Origin of the sequence: Legionella sp. PATHC039, from assembly GCF_026191275.1 — a bacterium.
Lineage (GTDB): Bacteria > Pseudomonadota > Gammaproteobacteria > Legionellales > Legionellaceae > Legionella > Legionella pneumophila.
Window position 1 is genome coordinate 404,961 of record NZ_JAPHOP010000001.1, and the last position, 16,805, is coordinate 421,765.

Below are 16,805 nucleotides of genomic sequence, written 5' to 3' on the forward strand. Positions count from 1 at the left end.
TTATTCAATTATCTGATCTTAATTTTATGGAGGTTATCTTGTAACTCTTTTTATCATGCAAAACGAGCAAGGCAATACTGGCAGATAAAAGTATATAGAATATTGGCGCAATTGTTAATTTGAATGAATATTGTAAATAATTGGCAACTAATGGCGCCGTTCCTCCAAAAATAGCCATGCTTACTCCCCATGCAACAGAAACACCGCTATATCGAATCTGAGTAGGAAAAAAATCATTCAATAGTTTAAAAATTGGTGTGCCGACCAGAGCATTGCATAATGCATAGGGAATCTGCGATAGGAGAATTAATGCAAAAGAATTGGTTTGAGGGATCAGGAAAGCAACAGGAGCCGCAATAAAATACCCCCACAAACCGGTTTTTATAATATGTCTTTCGTCAATTCGATCAGCATACATTCCTGTTAAAACAATGAATAGTACAACCAATCCTTGCCCTAAGGTAACAACGAATTTGGTTTGGGCCTCTGACAATGTAGTGTATTTTGCCAAATGAGAAGCATAATAAACATTCATAATGTAGATATAAATGCCTAATGCAGCTATTAATAACACAGCCCTAATTAATTGTTTTTTATAATTTTCAAATAAAATTTTCAGTGGATTGGATGATTTTTCTTTACTTAGTGTGAGGTAGGACGGTGATTCGCTCAGATTTTTACGAAAATACATCGCACAAAAGCAGGATAAAGTTCCTAACAGGAAAGGGATACGCCATGCCCACTCAGGCATGTGAGGTAGATAAATTAAAGTAGACATCAATCCGCCAAACATCATGCCCAATGCGGAAGCAAATCCAGTCCAGCTTCCGGCTTGGCATGGTTTTTGTGAATCATGTTCAATCAGATAGATCGCACTGCCATTAAATTCACCAGACACGGCAAAGCCTTGAACACATCGGAATATCAACAAAAGAATTGGAGCCAAGATACCAATACTATCATAAGCAGGAAGACAACCAATGCATAGTGAAGATAACCCCATCAGCATAATAGAAGATTGCAGGGCAACTCGACGTCCCATCTTGTCTCCAAGATATCCAAAAAAGAGGGCTCCTAAAGGACGGAAAAAGTAACTGAGCGCGAAAACAGAAAAGGTTGCTATCAAACCCAGATGATTTCCCAATTTTGGAAAAAACGATCCCGAGATAATATTTGCGATATAGGCATAATAAGTAAATTCAGCCCATTCCAGAAAAGTTCCGGCGGTTGCGACAACAACCCGTTTTTTCTTATTTTCCATATGCTAACTCATCAATATTTATGTCAAAAATTACTTTAATGAAGGATGGATAATCTAATCTTCTCAATCTGTAATAGTAAAGCAATTTAACGTAATGAAGAACGATTTTACCGTAGATTGATCTCATTATTCTATGCCATTAGATGGTGAGGCAAACCTTGGTAGGTAGGATATGTTTATGGTCTTAGACTATAATTAAAAAATACATCATTGTCTATATACCTTGATTAATAGATGATGTCACTTGAAAATAGATTACTAAAGGTGAATGATGAGCAATTCAGATGAACTTTGTTTTTTCGATGCAAACAAGCTTGTTCATTTAATTAGAAAAAAAGAAGTTTCTGCTCATGAAATTATGTTGGCGCATCTTGAGCAAATTAAACGAACCAATTCTTTTGTAAATGCTATTGTTATTCTGTTAAATGAAGAGGAGCTGTTAAAACAGGCAAAGTTTGCTGATAAACTTTGGAAGAAAGGAACTTGGTTAGGGCCGTTACATGGTATACCATTAACCCACAAGGATATGACACCTACCAAAAATATTCGCACTACTTATGGTTCTCCAATTTTTACAAATAATATTCCTGATTTTGATGCCTTGATTGTTGAGCGGACAGCTGCTGCTGGCTCTATACTAATAGGCAAAACAAATTCTCCTGAATTTGCTGCGGGTTCTCATACTTATAATAAAGTATTTGGAGCTACTGCCAATCCATGGGATTTAACCAAGAGTGCTGGAGGAAGCAGTGGGGGAGCCGCTGTATCCTTGGCCTGTGGTATGAATCCTTTATCATGCGGGGGAGATATGGGCGGTTCATTACGTAATCCTGCTGCCTGGAATAATGTTGTAGGATTGCGTCCTTCTCCAGGGCGAGTACCTTCTACTCCCAATAAATTACCCTGGTCAACTTTGTCAGTAGAAGGGCCGATGGCACGAAGCGTTGCCGATTTGGCTTTGCTTATGGGGGTCATTAGTGGACCCACTGATAGAACTCCAATTGCAATAGAGCAAGACCAAACTATTTTTTCCAAGTCGTTGTTACGAAATTTTAAAGGAACCCGCTTGGCAATGTTTAAAAATATCTGTGGAGAGCTGCAAGATCCAGAGATTAAAAAAATTGTCCAAAATCAAACTCAGATTTTTGAAGAACTAGGTTGTATTGTAGAGGAAATTGATCCGGATTTTCTTAATGATATTGATAATGTGTTTCGTTGTGAGCGCGCTATGATATATGGAGCCACTTATTATGATCTGATGCACAACGAGGTTCAAAAGAATCAAATCAAGCCTGAGGTTCTGGAGGAGTTTCGACTTATGCAAGGTTTTAGTGTAGATCATATTGTCCAAATGCAGCGTAAGAAAGGTCAAATTTTTGAGCAGATGCGTCAGTTTATGCAAACGTATGAATTCTATGTTCTTCCCACAACATCGATTTATCCTTTCAATATTGAATTGCCTTGGCCTGCTGAAATTAATGGAAAAAGATTAGATTCGTATCTTGATTGGATGAAAATTTGCTGGTGTATCACAATAACAGAACATCCATCATTATCGGTTCCTTGTGGTTTTGGTGAAAATAATATGCCTGTGGGAATGCAAATCGTAGGAAGATGGCATGATGATTTTGGTGTGTTACAATTAGGTTATGCTTATGAAGCGCTGACTCAATTTGCGAAGCGCAGGCCCCCTCTTTGTTATTAATTTGTCAGATTATTACCCTATGGTTTTATCTCTAGATACCCGCAATGCTATTTTCTTGGTAGTGTGTCTGGCGAGATATGCCAGATTAATGGCAAGCATAGCCTGTATTTATAGTCTCAAGATACAAATTAGCCCATCCCTTTCTTACTTTAACTTGGTTATTTCAAGGCTCTGTATAATACGAATGAATTGAAATGATGTCTATGAATCACATCATCTCAATCATAGGTATCCAGAATTTTTTTCATTTCAGAATTAGATTGTGCTAATTCCTGTCGGATTTGTCTGAAAGTCAAATCTGATTTTTTACTAAATGCATTTAGAAAATCCATGATATTTTTATTGGTATAATTTTCATTGGAATCTTCTATCTTTTCTTTAATTAGACAAATTGATCTTGCAATATCATCATCATCATCCAGATTAATATTTTCAATAATTGATTTTATTTGCCAAATGATATTTGGAATATGATCCATATCTCCCATTAGGTCCTTATTAATTAATATCGAATAAACAGCTACTATGTTAGCTTCTCTTTCATTAGCTGGAATTCTTAAAACATTTACTTTTACCTTCATGTCTTTCTGTGCTTTTACTATGTCCACCTCAATCCTCTCAGGTTATAAAAATCAAATTGATATTGAAATAATCCTTTTGAATTAATCCGGGTATAAAAAATCGTCTTACTTCTCCGACTTTAGTTACTTTCTTTTCACTATCGACATCGTATTCAGATTCAATAATTCCTTTTACAGGGTTTGTATTATTAGCTGCTTGAGCAGCAATTTGTCTTATTTTGGATTTATCGATCCCGGTTTGCTTCTGTAAAGTAAATAGTGCCTGTTGTTCATCACCGGGAAATTCGATTGATAGTCTGATACAGACAAGGGCATATGAATTCCAAACCAAGTGTATTTATATTTAAATAAAAGTATAGAACAAATACCAAGAGTTTTTATTACCAAAAAATTGATATCTGGGTTAAATCAAACAGATTCATAAAGATCAGCTTTATTAATTAGATCAAACCCTCTATTTGATCTGATAATATCGGAGGGCTAGTGTGTAATGAAGACAGCTCAATTCCCAAGATTTTAAAAGAAATCAAAGCGATTATAAAAGAAATAGACCCACAAGAATATAGCAACCAATTAGTGATGCGCTTCGCCTGATTCGCAATGTGATAAAAGATAGGACCCGAAAAGAGAGGCCTTTAGTTGCTGAAGTTCTAAAAATATTTGATGCTACTGGTAGCCTTAATTTTAGACAAATCCGCAATTCGTTAGAGCACTTACCTGGTTTAAATGCATTTTCTTTATCATTAAGACGACCACCATCAGAGCATTCTACATAAAATAAATAGGCGGTATCAAATTTCGTCTCAATTTAAATAATTAAAACCTTAGCTCCAGGATTGGCTTTTACCCAATTAGCCACATACTCAATGTAGTTGTTTTTGCCAACAGCAACACATCCACGTGTTGAGCCTGGTAAGTTGTTTAACCAACCCAACAAATTGGATGTCTGAGTTGGTCCATGGATCCCAACGTCTCTACCAGTATATCCGGCGGCTAATTGCTTTTTAGTCGGATAGAGAATTGGAATAAAGACTTTAAATTGATTGGATTTTCTTGGATGAGCTAACCCATATAAACCAATTGGAGTTTTGTTATCCCCTGCCTTTTTTTTACCAACCCCTTTGTACCCGAGCGCTACTTTAAAGGTTTTAACGACGGTACCGTTTTTACAAATATTTAAAATTCGCTTTTTAGTGAGTACATTGATTCCATTTGATAAAGGACAAGTCGCATCACTGGCAAATAAAGTAAATGGAAAAAAAATAGCGATCATGAAAAAAATTGCTCTTATTTTCATATAAATAGGTTAATATTGCTGAAGTTGGGCAATAATTATCCCACAATATTGTTTTTATTCATAGAGCTGGCAGGCTAAATCTTATGTAAATATACGTAGCTTGAAAGTTTGTTTAGGAAAAAATCAATCTCTATGGCGTGCTCTGAAGAACTCTCCCTCAGAAATCTTGGTTCGAAGCCAAGTATTTTAGTCATGACAAACTTTAAAATAAAGATTTGATGATACGTCAATATTTGATAATAGAGCCTAATACCATCTGAAACTGTCAGACTTATATAAAAATTATTGATAATTGACCTGGCAGGTAGCTCAGGTGACTGGCTCTTTTTCCATAACCAATACGACCCATACACAGAAATAAATGCGCATAAAATAACGGGTGTAGCAGCCCGTACATAATTATCATGAAATAGATCAAGTAATTCGCCAAAGAGCGGGGATAAAATCATTCCGACACAGATCTGTCCCATGTTCAAAATACCAATCCTGGTACCAATCATCAATGGCTTAACATAGTCTTTAACCAAAAAAAACCAATTGCCACTGCCCCTGTAAAAAACCAACTATGGCATAAAACATGATTGGAATGACGTTTTTTACTTTATGGGACAATACTCCAAAAAAAGGAGCGCCGACCATAGACCCCAAAGTGGAAAAGTCATTAGCAAGGGTTGCGTCTATCTGGCTAAGATGATAATGCTGTTCAAGAAAGTCAATTACTAAAATTAAGAGTTCATTTTGCTGTACTCCCAATTTTCATTAGCATGTTTTCACAAATATCCTCATGGAAACTTGAATAAAACGCTTGCTAAATCCAGTTTTCATTTGCAGTAAAGGCAATGGTTAGCCAACGTTGTGGCGTATCTTCTCCAATAGCCAACGCGATTTCATTACGAATTTTATCTAGGGTTTCAATGCTCGAAATTGGGTAATCCATAGGTACTACTATATGTATTTCAATAAATTGTGCGCGTCCTATTTTTGCAACGTAGCTTGTATAAGTCTTGAAATCATGCTGTTTAATAAGCTCATCTAAAAATTCTCTTATTCTTTCATCAAGACCCACAGGAGCCATGCGAAATATGTCTCGCATGGCATCACGGACTGCGGCCATAGGCACAAAAATCAGAAATGCAGTAAGAATTGCTAAAATAAGGGGGTCGATGTAAGGAGTAAAATATCCATAGGCCCCACCATGCAACAAGGCTGCGATGCCAAATGCCAATAGGAGAGAAGTGGAAATCAAGGCAGACATTAACCAACTTTGAATATCTAGTCGCAAGAATTCGGACTTAATTTTGCGGTTTGTTTTAACTAAATAAAAATACATGCCTGTTGATAAAAAAAACACCAAAAGTGCAAACACAAATGCCCAATCAAAATTGAGTTCATGTCCACCAGACATCAAACTGCCAATCGCGTTTACTAGTGCATAAGTACAAAGAAGTATTAAGATACTGCCATTCAAAACAAGAACCATAGGTTCAATATGCCAGTAACCATATTGAAATCTCCGATTCCCCTTACTTGTTAAAAGACGGGCAACAAAAAAAGCAAGGATTGATATAACGGTATCCACCATATTAAACATACCGTCAAAGACTATAGCCAATGAACCGGACAATAGCCCAAATAAAATACCTACCACGGCTAAGAGAAAGGTAACAGCGATTGATATTTTAAGAGCTCTTCGTTCATGAGGTCCCTTTTGTATTGTCATTTGAGTGATATCCTGATTTTAACAATGCTTTATCTACTTATACTATTGCTTCAATAGCCACTAATAAATCCATAGGCTTGTATTATTAGGGCTTTTACATAATAACTGCTTCTTTTTTCAATTGTTGCAGTAAATTTTTCACATGGTCTAGAAAAATCAATTTATTTTACCTACATTAACTTTGCGTCCTTTTAATTTTCCACTTTGTAAATATTGGTAGGCTTTATCTGCTTGGCTGTGGTGAATTGCAATATAGGAGTACATAGCGGTGATGTTAATTTTGCCAATTGTGTTGCCTGCCAATCCTGCATCTTTGGTTAATGCCCCAAGGATGTCACCAGGGCGAATTTTATCTTTTTTACCGGAAGCAATACAGAGTGTAACCATTTCTGGTACTATGTGAGCAGTGTTGTGATTTTCTAATTCATTAATGTTTCCCCAATGAATGGGGTGCGGGTAGTTATCTTCAATGGCGCAAATTCGTTGTGCATCTGCAGGCGTTACAAGGCTTAAGGCAATGCCTTTACTCCCAGCTCGTCCTGTTCGACCAATACGATGAATATGGACGTCGTGATCAAAAGCGAGATCAAAATTAATCACTGTGGAAAGTTCTTTTATATCTAGTCCTCGTGCTGCCACATCAGTGGCGACAAGAATAGAACAACTTTGGTTGGCAAAACGCAAGACAGCAAGATCACGTTCGATTTGTTCCATATCACCATTTAAAGCGATGGCACTGAAGCCTTCATTGATGAGCTGGTTTGTGACTTCTACTGTTTGTTGCTTGGTATTACAGAAGATTAACACTGAAACGGGTCGATAGTGCAACAGTAATGATTTTAATAAGGGAAATTTCTGAGTATGTCTCGAGACTTCATAAAAATGTTGTTCAATATCAATTTCTTCAGGAGGGGTTACCACATGAACTTCTTTCGGGTTCTTCATAAATTGTTTTGAAAGCCGTTTGATTTCTTCAGGATAAGTCGCAGAAAAAAGCAGGGTTTGTCGTTTTTTCGGACAAACCGAAATAATGTTTTTAATGTCATCAAAAAAACCCATATCAAGCATTCTGTCTGCCTCATCCAAAACTAAAGCTTTTACTTGAGATAAGTCTAAAGAGGCGTTTTTTAAATGCTTAAGTATTCTCCCCGGTGTTCCTACAATAATATGAGCTCCATGCCGTAATGAATCAAGCTGAGGTTTCATTGGTATACCACCAGATAAATTAATAATTTTGACATTAGGCATCAAACAGGCTAATCGACGGATAACTTGGCTTACTTGTTCCGCGAGTTCACGGGTAGGGCAAAGAACCAAGGCTTGTACTGAAAAAAAAGAAATTTTTAAATTATTTAATAAACACAAAGCAAAAGCAGCGGTCTTTCCACTCCCTGTTTTTGCTTGAGCTATCATATCTTCATTTCTAAGAATTATGGGCAGGCTTTGCATTTGGATAGTGGTCATATTTTCATAATTTGAAGAAGCAAGACTTTTTATTAATTCTTGACGAAGGGGGAATTGAGAGAATGATAGGTGTTGGTCGTTGTGTTCTGATTGAATCATGGAAAGTGCTTATTGTTATAATAGGTGAATAGCTTAGCACTTCTTAGTGCAATTTTAAATCAATTTATTTTGGGCAAGCTTAATCTGATACTTACAATTGTCTTTTCTATTTGAATCCGCGTAGATCAAAATAACATTAAAATCATCTCAAAGACATCAACAGAGAGTGATTTTAATGTTTCTATCAGATGTATTATTCTACAAAGAGATATAAGCAAAAATAATATTAGCTACTTAAATTAAAGGGGTGTTATATTTTGTGCTTGAAGACCTTTTGCTCCTTGCGTCACAATAAGTTTTTTGTGGAAGGTGATTTGCTCTGTGAGTTGAAGCGAAATGGAGAGGCATAGCTTTTAATGCATCATATAATAATTTAAATTCCACATAATCCATAAGGACCCCAAAATAATTGATGTCAAAATAACGCCAGTGAAGAGAAAGGTCATTACATTCATTTTTCCTTGTTCTGTTTGTGTGCTCAAGCGAAGGAAGCAAATGACCTGTACCAAAAATTGAATGCACGCTGAAGAAAAAATAAGTGTCAATATTTCTGTTTTAGAAAAGATTTGCGACATGACTACCCAAAATGAGAGCAGCGTCAGGAAAGAGCAACTTATAAAACCAATTAAATAAAGCCACAGTTTTTTTTGGCCTGTGCCATAATCCGGCGCCTTTATTCCATGATATTCCATGTTAAATCGTCCCCATCAGGTATACAATAGTAAATACAAAAATCCAAACAATGTCTAAAAAATTCCAAAATAACCCCAAATAGGTCATTCGGCGTCGCTTCACATGATTTAATTTAATCAAGGGAAGCTGGACAATCATGATTAAAATCCACAACAAACCAAAGCCTACATGCAGTCCATGAGTACCTACTAAAGTGAAAAACGAAGAAATTGCGCCACTCACATCCCATCGAAAACCTTCATTTGCCATATGTATAAATTCAGAGACTTCCATTGAAATAAAACCAGCGCCAAGCAAGAAGGTAATACCAAGCCAAAGTTGAACTTTGTATGATTTATCCCTATATAAATTTAAAATAGCCAAGCAAAAAGTAAAGTTAGATATTAATAAAAGAAATGTTTCAATGAGTACATCATGCAAATTAACATAATTTTTAAGCGCAGGCCCTGGGTAACCTGGATTGTTTAATACTAAAAAGGTTGCAAATAAACAACCAAATAAAATGCAATCCGTCAGTATATACATCCAAAACCCAAATACATCCGTTGAGTCGCTGTCGTGAAGATGTATGTCAGTGAGGATGGCTTTATTATGCATTACACAAGCTCCTAAAGTGGGCTAATTCAGTTCTTTTGACTGTTTCAGCATCAATATAATAATCAACGTCGTTTGAAAACGTCCGAGCAATAGCTGTAGAGACAACTCCCAGTAAACCAATAATTCCCGGAATAAGCATGTGCCAAATTAAAGCAAACCCTGTAATTCCGGAAAAAATGGCGATAATAAATCCTACCGATGTATTTTTCGGCATATGAATGGGCTCGTAATGAATTTCTTTAGGATGAATTTGGCCTTCTGCCCGATGATGCTCCTTATCTACCCAAAACTGGTCGAGTGCTTGTACTGTGGGTAATTTGGCAAAATTATATACAGGCGCAGGTGATGCAACCGACCACTCCAATGTCCTTCCATTCCATGGATCACCTGTGCGGTCATGAAGCGCATGACGATTTTTTATGCTTACAATGAGCTGAATAACCTGAAACACAATACCAGTTAAAATCAACAAGGCTCCCATCGCTGCAAAAATTAAATAGGGTTGATATATCGTATTTGCATAATGATTGGTGCGGCGCACAAATCCATCAAGGCCTAAGACATACAAGGGCATGAAGGCACAATAAAAACCGCTAACCCAAAAATAAAAAGCGCGTTTACCCCAAGTCTCATCCAAACGAAAACCAAAAGCTTTTGGAAACCAATAGGTGATTCCAGCAAATGCACCAAAAAGTACACCGCCGATTATCACATTATGAAAGTGAGCGACTAGAAAGAGGCTGTTATGGGTCTGAAAATCAACAGGGGGGACGGCCATCATCACACCAGTCATACCGCCTATTGCAAAAGTAGTAAAAAAAGCCGTGACCCAAAGCATGGGCGTTGCCATGATAATTCGGCCCTTATACATAGTAAACAACCAGTTAAATACTTTTACTCCCGTAGGAATTGCAATAATCATAGTCGCGATTCCAAAAAAGGAGTTAACATCTGCTCCTGCGCCCATAGTAAAAAAATGGTGGAGCCACACCAGGAAGGATAATAAAGTTATCATGGCTATGGCCCATACCATAGTGGTGTAACCAAATAATTTTTTTTGACTGAACGTTGCTACCACTTCAGAAAAAATACCAAATACTGGCAAAATTAAGATATACACCTCTGGGTGACCCCATACCCAGATTAAATTAATATACATCATGCTGTTTCCACCGGCGAAATCAGAAAAGAAATGCATATCAAGCATGCGATCGAGTGATAAAAGAGCAAGCGTCACAGTTAAAACGGGAAAAGCAAGAGCAACTAAAATCATGGCGCATAAAGCAGACCAAACAAAAACAGGCATTTTCATTAATGTCATGCCTTTGCATCGCATTTTCAAAATAGTTGCAATAAAATTAATTCCGGCAAGTAAGCTTCCAACCCCTGAAATTTGTAAGGACCAGATATAGTAATCCACACCTACGTCGGGACTATAATACAGCTCAGACAAAGGGGGATAAGCAAGCCAACCGGTTGAGGCAAACTGCCCCACCACCAGTGAGATATTGCACAACATTGCCCCGACAAAGGTCAACCAAAAACTAAGTGAATTTAAATAAGGATAAGCCACATCACGTGCACCAATTTGCAGAGGGACTATCATATTGAGTAAAGCAAAAACAAGCGGCATAGCAACAAAGAAAATCATAATAACGCCGTGTGCGGTAAAAATCTGATCGTAATGATCTGGTGGCAAAAACCCCACGGCATCCCCTGCGGCAACTGCTTGTTGAGCGCGCATTAACAGTGCATCTGAAAAGCCGCGTAGCAGCATTACAAAGGATAAGATTAAATACATAATCCCAATTTTTTTATGATCAACGGAAGTCACCCATTCGTTCCAGATATAGGACCATTTTTTAAATACCGTCAGTAAGGTCAGAACCCCTACAAATCCTAATACCATAAACGCCCCTGCCCCCATAGCAAAAGAATTGTGAAAAGGTATAGCGTCTAGTGTCAATTTGCCGAGTAATAAATTTTGAAGCATAACTATTCCTTATGGAATTTAACAGTATTTTCACGTGGGTGCGTCCGACCTATACTTTCCATATAAGTCATTATTACTTTGTTAAAGAGGTCATTTTGCACGCCCGAGAATAGTTTTGGTTTATCAGCTATCGATGGGTATAACAATTGATTGTAAGATGCATCTGTCAATCCATTCGGCGATTTTTTTACTTCTGTAAACCATTGTTGTAGTGTTTGAGGTTCAACGACATGGACTTCAAAATGCATGTCTGAAAACCCATTTCCATTGTATTGAGTATTTAAACCATCATAAATACCCGATTCATTAGCTAAAAGATGGAGACGGGTACGCATTCCGGCCATGGCATAAATCTGACTACCTAGCTGTGGGATAAAAAAAGCGCTCATCGGGACATTATCTGTTGTTATCCAATACTCTACCTGCTGCCCTAATGGAATTTCAAGATAATTCACTGTTGCAATGTTTTGTTCTGGATAGATAAATAGCCATTTCCACGGCAAAGCGATCACTTGGACTAATAAGGGTTTTTGAGCCTGACCTGCAATAGGTCGATAGGGATCCAATTCATGCGTCTTTTTCCATGTCATAATGGCCAAAACCAATATAATCACACAAGGAATACCCCACCATAATAATTCCAAATAAAAATTATGGCCCCAATTCGGCTTATAATCCTTGGTACGATGGGATACTTGATAATGATAGACAAAGGTAATACTCATGATGATTACGGGTAACACCACAATCAACATTAAAGCCAAAGTATCGAAAAACAATTTACGCTGCTCGAAAGCAATCATTCCCTTGGGGTTAAGCATCCCAATAAAATGCTCTTTACAACCACTTAGAGAAAGCAGTGTCAGAGAACCTAAGATGATGACTACACTTTTTAAGAGCCAACGAAAGGCATTTTTATTAATTATAGTAGTTCGCGTCCTTGCGACCATAAACACTCCTGGTTGCGGTACTTTCTATGATCCTAATATAATGATACGATTTGATATAAAATACAAAGAATTTATTGGAATAAACATTTAATTATTATGGATTGATATTATGACCTATATAATTTTTGCTCGCTGGTTTGGCCTGGTATCAGTAATACTTTCTTTAGGTATTTTATTTAATCTAGAGGATGCTCGCGATATGGCGAAACACATGGTGAAATCAGATTCAGGTTACATCATGGGTGGAGTACTTCCCACAATCTTTGGCAGTTTATCTTTAATGTTTGCTAATAGTTTTGAGTTAGGATGGACCTTAATCATTACTTTAATTGGAGCAAGTATGCTTTTGATTGGGATCTTTCGAGTCATTTTTGTTAAGCAATGGAAAGCACTATTATCACATTACATCCAAGAAATACCATTTTTGTTTAGCTTATTTGGCTTGATGTTCGGTGTGATCCTGCTCTATGTTGGTTTTATTGCAAGCGCATTTGCATTTTAGAGCGTGGGGCGTTGGTAAGAGCTCCTAAAGACTGGTTATTGTTAAGTAAGGTTGTTGCGGTAATCAAAGTGATCACTGTCATAAAAATTAGATAATAAGCGGGCGTGATAAGGCCCATATTTTCTGTCAGCAAGGTAAGAATTAATGGCGTACTGCCACCGAATAAGGCATTCCCTAAGTTATAAGAAAATGCTATGCCACTGTAGCGAACGTTCTCAGGGCAATTTTCAACAATCGCTGTTAGCGTATTTCCTTGTTCTAATGAGCTTAGAATCGTTGCTGTACCAAAAGCTAATAGCACTAATAATATAGATTTGGATTGCAGTAAATAAAAGCAAGGCAAAGCCAAAAATATAATAGCTATTGCAGTGATTGTTAGCATCTTTTTTCGGGTAAAAAAATCACCGCACATGCCTGCCAAAGGAACAGTAAACAGCATTGTAGTTAACATAATGCTCTCAATGGTTAATGCGTCACTCAATGAAAAGCCAATATAGTGTTCTAAATAAGTGGGCATATACCCAAAGAACACATAATAAAATGTTGAGCCCATGCAAGTAAGTCCTAAAATTTTCAGTAATTGGCGGGGAGCAAATTTGATAGCTGTAATAAAGGGGATGGACACAAGGCGATGTTTTTTTTGCAACTGTAAATAAACCGGTGTTTCAGATAATTTAAAACGATAGTAAATGATTAATGAGCCTGGTAGCCCTACAAGGAGAAAGGGCAGGCGCCATGCCCAATTTGTAATCGTCTCTTCGCTAAAAAACAAATGTAGAAACATTAAGGTAACTGTAGCTAATAAAAAGCCTAAATTTGCCCCTATTGCTGCAAAACTCGTGGTAAAACCCCGTTTGTTAAGTGGCGCTGATTCGGCAAGGTAGATTATTATTCCACTGTATTCCCCACCAATAGATACACCTTGTATTAAACGAAGTAAGATGAATACGATTGGGGCAGTGAATCCTATCTCTTCATAGGATGGAATAACACCAATCAAAAAAGTTGATATGGTGATGATTAAGATAGAAATTCTTAATGTTTTTGCACGGCCGCGAGTATCTCCAAAATAACCAAAAAAAATACCACCTAGTGGTCGAAAAAGAAAACCAGCGGCAAATACAATTAATGCCTCAATGGTTGCATTGCTAGCCGATGCTTGTGGAAAAAATTTAGCACCGATTATAGGTGCCATGAAAATAAAAAGTCCAAAATCAAACCATTCTATGGTATTGCCCAGACTTGAAATGAGTATTTGCTTTTTTATCAATTGATAATCGCTTCAGACTATTAGTAAATTCAATATAAATGCATCTTTGAAAAGATAAATGCTATTTTATCCAAATAAGGTGTTACCTATTAAATTTTAATTTTTAGAATGCGCCCCTTTTAATAATAAATAACCTGCAAAATTAACAGTGTCATCTATTGGACTAGACTTTTTTAATACTTCATGGGCCGCTTCAAAATCAGTCGCATCGAATAGTGCATTAGGTTGAATCTTGCTGTTTTCTCTAGCAGTAGTAAATAGAGTTTGTCCCTGAGATATTAGAGAATTAACTACTGGTTGCCCATTACCACTGCTCGCTGCAATTACTAAATAGCTCGCCATGATCTATTTTTGCCTTTTAATTTGTTATTCAACCAAATTAAGCAGTTTATCATTTAAGTTATAATTATATAACGACTTTAAAAAAGTTCCTCATTGCGCTAAATTTCTGGTAATTTAATGGCTATTATCAATAAATTGAACTCTTAATTCACTACGCAAATATTATTGCCAATGTATTAAGGACGTAATACTTAACTGAAATGTGAGTAATTAGCCTTTCTTGGGATTTTTGCATGAGGTAATATTCTTCTAAACGGTGGCTTAAATCATGAATGAAAAAAATATCCTGACCGCGCGGGTCCTCACTTATGCAGGTATTATACCTTTTTTGCTTTTGGGGATTGCAGTTGTTCTAGACTCTAGCCGCTTAGATTATAGTGTGGCTTTATTTGCATACGGAGCCGTGATTATCTCATTTATTTGCGGAATCCATTGGGGGGTATTCTTATTTTTTTCGCAAAACTGTTCTCGCAATCTCTTGTTTCAAAGTAATGCTATAAGCTTACTCGGATGGTTGTCAGTACTACTTGCTATGTCTTATTTAACTTTCACGCTTCAGATTTTATGTTTTCTATATCTGCTTATTCTTGATCTAGAACTTTATCGTAACAAAATTATTCCGTTATGGTTTTTTCACTTACGTCTTAAGGCGACAATAGTTGTTGGTTTGCTGCTTTTTATTACGGCGTGCTGCTCATGATATTTCACCCAGCCAACGTCAGTTCACAGAATAGATAGTTATCTTGTGTAGCCATAAAACTAGAGTCTATATAATTTTTGTGACAAGGGCTTTAATGTTCTCAAAGTTATTTAGTTAAGTTGCCAACTATTTTAAGGGCCAGCTTATTTGAATTAAGCCACGTATCTTCTATCCGTGACCTGCTGCACCAATCCCCGACAGATGCCAATTGTAAGACCTCATCATAATAAGGCTCATTTTTTATTTTGTCACCATTTAGCTTATCCAGCAAAGCATAGCGCCATCGATGCAAGGAAAAATATTCTGGATCGCTCATATCAAATTTTAAAACTTGTTGCAGTTCCTCACGTAAAAAACACTCTATTTTTTTCAAATCCTCATCTAAATGCGCTTGTGCCCACCTATTACTGGAATGCACAACCAATGTGGTCAGATCATGGTTACGGCCTGGCTTGGTAGAATTAACCGCAATCCATTCCAAAGGGCTATTCAAAATATTTGCAGCAATCCATGAATGACCCCATTTTTTATGAAATCCAAACATGAGAGAATAACATGCCAAAAATTTACTCTGTTTTAAGATCGAGTTCTGAGGCAAAAATTTATCAAAAAGATGAGCTGTTTGCACCGGTGGTGCTGTTGAAATAACCCAATCATAATAACCCAATCCACTTCCTTTGTTGTCAAATAATTCCCAGCCTTGCTTACTTTTTTCACTAAGAGGTGCAATATCACAATTGAGATTAATCTTTATATTTTCAGCTAGTTTTTTACAAAGATTGTTCATTCCAGGTGTGGCGACATAGTGCGGCTCGAACCATATCCGGTCAGTCATCTTCTTGCCCTTTTCAAGGGTTACAACTTTCCCTTGCCATTTTTGTACCAAACCAGAAGAGAAATGCGGGACAAGAAATTGTATAAAATGTTTGTTGCGTGCAGTAAAAAACTGTGCACCATTATCAAAATAAAACTCGTCCGCGTATCGTGTAGACATTCTTCCACCAACGCCCCTCGCTTTTTCAAAAACAGTAACTTCAGCATGGCCGCCAATAACATTTGCAATTGTTAAACCTGAAAGACCTGCACCCACTATGGCAATAGATAATTTCATAAATTAGATCCTTTGATAACAAACAATAAAAAAATATGCTTTCAAATCATTTCGTCTAAAACTAAAATATTTCCAGCGTATTATTCTCCTCGCTGTGCCCAGGATTGAATGGAGAGTAACTTGTTTAATGTATTAAGAAGAAAAATTATCGATGCGTGACTTGTGAATTTCAATAGTAGATTATCCCAAAGAAGCATCCAAATAACAAAGGCAATGTGGAAAGAGAAATCTATCTGAGCTTGCAATGATTTGTTATCAACAAATTATGTAAATCAATGCATACCAGAGATTTTGAAAGACAAAAATAAGAGGCCATGATTGATTGCAGTGTACTTAATAAAATGAACTCTTTGAGGATTTCTTCAAGCTGCCTAGCTAAGTTAAAGCCCGAATTCTAACAAATTCGGGCAGTATTTTTCAGGCGTAGTGTTCACTAAAATATTTGGTTTTTGGACCATGCCAAAATAGCTACCGAACTCATTTATACAACAACGCCATCAGAAGAGCCTATTTCTCGTTG

17 protein-coding genes are annotated in these 16,805 nt (G+C 36.8%); 3 read left to right on the forward strand and 14 right to left on the reverse strand.

Features of this window, described 5'->3' with window-relative positions; all coding sequences use genetic code 11:
* Positions 1 to 4: 4 nt before the first annotated feature.
* On the reverse strand, positions 5 to 1,261 hold the full coding sequence (locus OQI99_RS01795) for an MFS transporter (RefSeq protein WP_265731220.1): 1,257 nt from the start codon (positions 1,259 to 1,261) through the stop codon (positions 5 to 7).
* A 271-nt stretch (positions 1,262 to 1,532) separates the two neighbouring features.
* Between OQI99_RS01795 and OQI99_RS01800 the strand changes: the two genes are divergently transcribed.
* Positions 1,533 to 2,966 carry an amidase gene (locus OQI99_RS01800; protein ID WP_265731221.1) on the forward strand — a complete coding sequence of 478 codons (1,434 nt, stop codon included), beginning with the start codon at positions 1,533 to 1,535 and terminating at the stop codon, positions 2,964 to 2,966.
* Between the two features lie 218 nt (positions 2,967 to 3,184).
* Here OQI99_RS01800 and OQI99_RS01805 read toward each other — a convergent pair whose 3' ends face one another.
* The 10 genes from OQI99_RS01805 to cyoA form a co-directional block, all read right to left on the reverse strand.
* On the reverse strand, positions 3,185 to 3,574 hold the full coding sequence (locus tag OQI99_RS01805; protein ID WP_265731222.1) for a hypothetical protein: 390 nt from the start codon (positions 3,572 to 3,574) through the stop codon (positions 3,185 to 3,187).
* A gap of 10 nt (positions 3,575 to 3,584) precedes the next feature.
* On the reverse strand, positions 3,585 to 3,878 hold the full coding sequence (locus tag OQI99_RS01810) for a hypothetical protein (protein WP_265731223.1): 294 nt from the start codon (positions 3,876 to 3,878) through the stop codon (positions 3,585 to 3,587).
* Between the two features lie 477 nt (positions 3,879 to 4,355).
* A complete protein-coding gene (locus OQI99_RS01815) occupies positions 4,356 to 4,844 on the reverse strand; it encodes a L,D-transpeptidase family protein (RefSeq protein ID WP_322783689.1) in 489 nt (162 codons plus the stop codon).
* 519 nt (positions 4,845 to 5,363) lie between these two features.
* The gene (locus OQI99_RS01820; protein WP_265731225.1) at positions 5,364 to 5,597 is read right to left on the reverse strand and encodes a hypothetical protein; all 234 of its coding nucleotides are present in this window, start codon (positions 5,595 to 5,597) and stop codon (positions 5,364 to 5,366) included.
* Between the two features lie 55 nt (positions 5,598 to 5,652).
* Positions 5,653 to 6,564: a cation diffusion facilitator family transporter gene (locus OQI99_RS01825; protein ID WP_265731226.1), complete on the reverse strand. Its 912-nt coding sequence runs from the start codon at positions 6,562 to 6,564 to the stop codon at positions 5,653 to 5,655.
* Positions 6,565 to 6,720: 156 nt separating this feature from the next.
* The gene (gene dbpA, locus OQI99_RS01830) at positions 6,721 to 8,127 is read right to left on the reverse strand and encodes an ATP-dependent RNA helicase DbpA (protein ID WP_265731227.1); all 1,407 of its coding nucleotides are present in this window, start codon (positions 8,125 to 8,127) and stop codon (positions 6,721 to 6,723) included.
* A 353-nt stretch (positions 8,128 to 8,480) separates the two neighbouring features.
* Positions 8,481 to 8,819 carry a cytochrome o ubiquinol oxidase subunit IV gene (cyoD, locus tag OQI99_RS01835; RefSeq protein ID WP_265731228.1) on the reverse strand — a complete coding sequence of 113 codons (339 nt, stop codon included), beginning with the start codon at positions 8,817 to 8,819 and terminating at the stop codon, positions 8,481 to 8,483.
* Position 8,820: 1 nt separating this feature from the next.
* Complete coding sequence (cyoC, locus tag OQI99_RS01840; protein WP_265731229.1) at positions 8,821 to 9,417, reverse strand: cytochrome o ubiquinol oxidase subunit III; 597 nt, start codon at positions 9,415 to 9,417, stop codon at positions 8,821 to 8,823.
* Positions 9,410 to 11,410, reverse strand: coding sequence for a cytochrome o ubiquinol oxidase subunit I (gene cyoB, locus OQI99_RS01845; RefSeq protein ID WP_265731230.1), 2,001 nt, complete (start codon positions 11,408 to 11,410; stop codon positions 9,410 to 9,412). Before cyoB ends, cyoC begins: the two co-directional genes overlap by 8 nt.
* Before the next feature lie 2 nt (positions 11,411 to 11,412).
* Positions 11,413 to 12,360 carry a ubiquinol oxidase subunit II gene (gene cyoA, locus OQI99_RS01850; protein ID WP_265731231.1) on the reverse strand — a complete coding sequence of 316 codons (948 nt, stop codon included), beginning with the start codon at positions 12,358 to 12,360 and terminating at the stop codon, positions 11,413 to 11,415.
* A 109-nt stretch (positions 12,361 to 12,469) separates the two neighbouring features.
* On the opposite strand from cyoA, the gene OQI99_RS01855 reads away from it, so the two are divergent.
* Positions 12,470 to 12,862, forward strand: a complete 393-nt coding sequence (locus OQI99_RS01855; protein WP_265731232.1) for a hypothetical protein — start codon at positions 12,470 to 12,472, stop codon at positions 12,860 to 12,862.
* Here the strand turns inward: OQI99_RS01855 and OQI99_RS01860 are convergent.
* Together OQI99_RS01860 and OQI99_RS01865 are read right to left on the reverse strand one after the other, a co-directional pair.
* Entirely contained in the window at positions 12,837 to 14,132 is a 1,296-nt protein-coding gene (locus OQI99_RS01860) for an MFS transporter (RefSeq protein ID WP_265731233.1), read from the reverse strand. The genes OQI99_RS01855 and OQI99_RS01860 overlap by 26 nt on opposite strands.
* A 96-nt stretch (positions 14,133 to 14,228) precedes the next feature.
* Positions 14,229 to 14,474, reverse strand: a complete 246-nt coding sequence (locus tag OQI99_RS01865; RefSeq protein WP_265731234.1) for a hypothetical protein — start codon at positions 14,472 to 14,474, stop codon at positions 14,229 to 14,231.
* Positions 14,475 to 14,742: 268 nt separating this feature from the next.
* Between OQI99_RS01865 and OQI99_RS01870 the strand changes: the two genes are divergently transcribed.
* Entirely contained in the window at positions 14,743 to 15,174 is a 432-nt protein-coding gene (locus OQI99_RS01870; protein WP_265731235.1) for a DUF3429 domain-containing protein, read from the forward strand.
* A gap of 106 nt (positions 15,175 to 15,280) precedes the next feature.
* Here the strand turns inward: OQI99_RS01870 and OQI99_RS01875 are convergent, their stop codons facing one another.
* A complete protein-coding gene (locus tag OQI99_RS01875) occupies positions 15,281 to 16,285 on the reverse strand; it encodes an NAD(P)/FAD-dependent oxidoreductase (RefSeq protein WP_265731236.1) in 1,005 nt (334 codons plus the stop codon).
* Positions 16,286 to 16,805 lie beyond the last annotated feature (520 nt).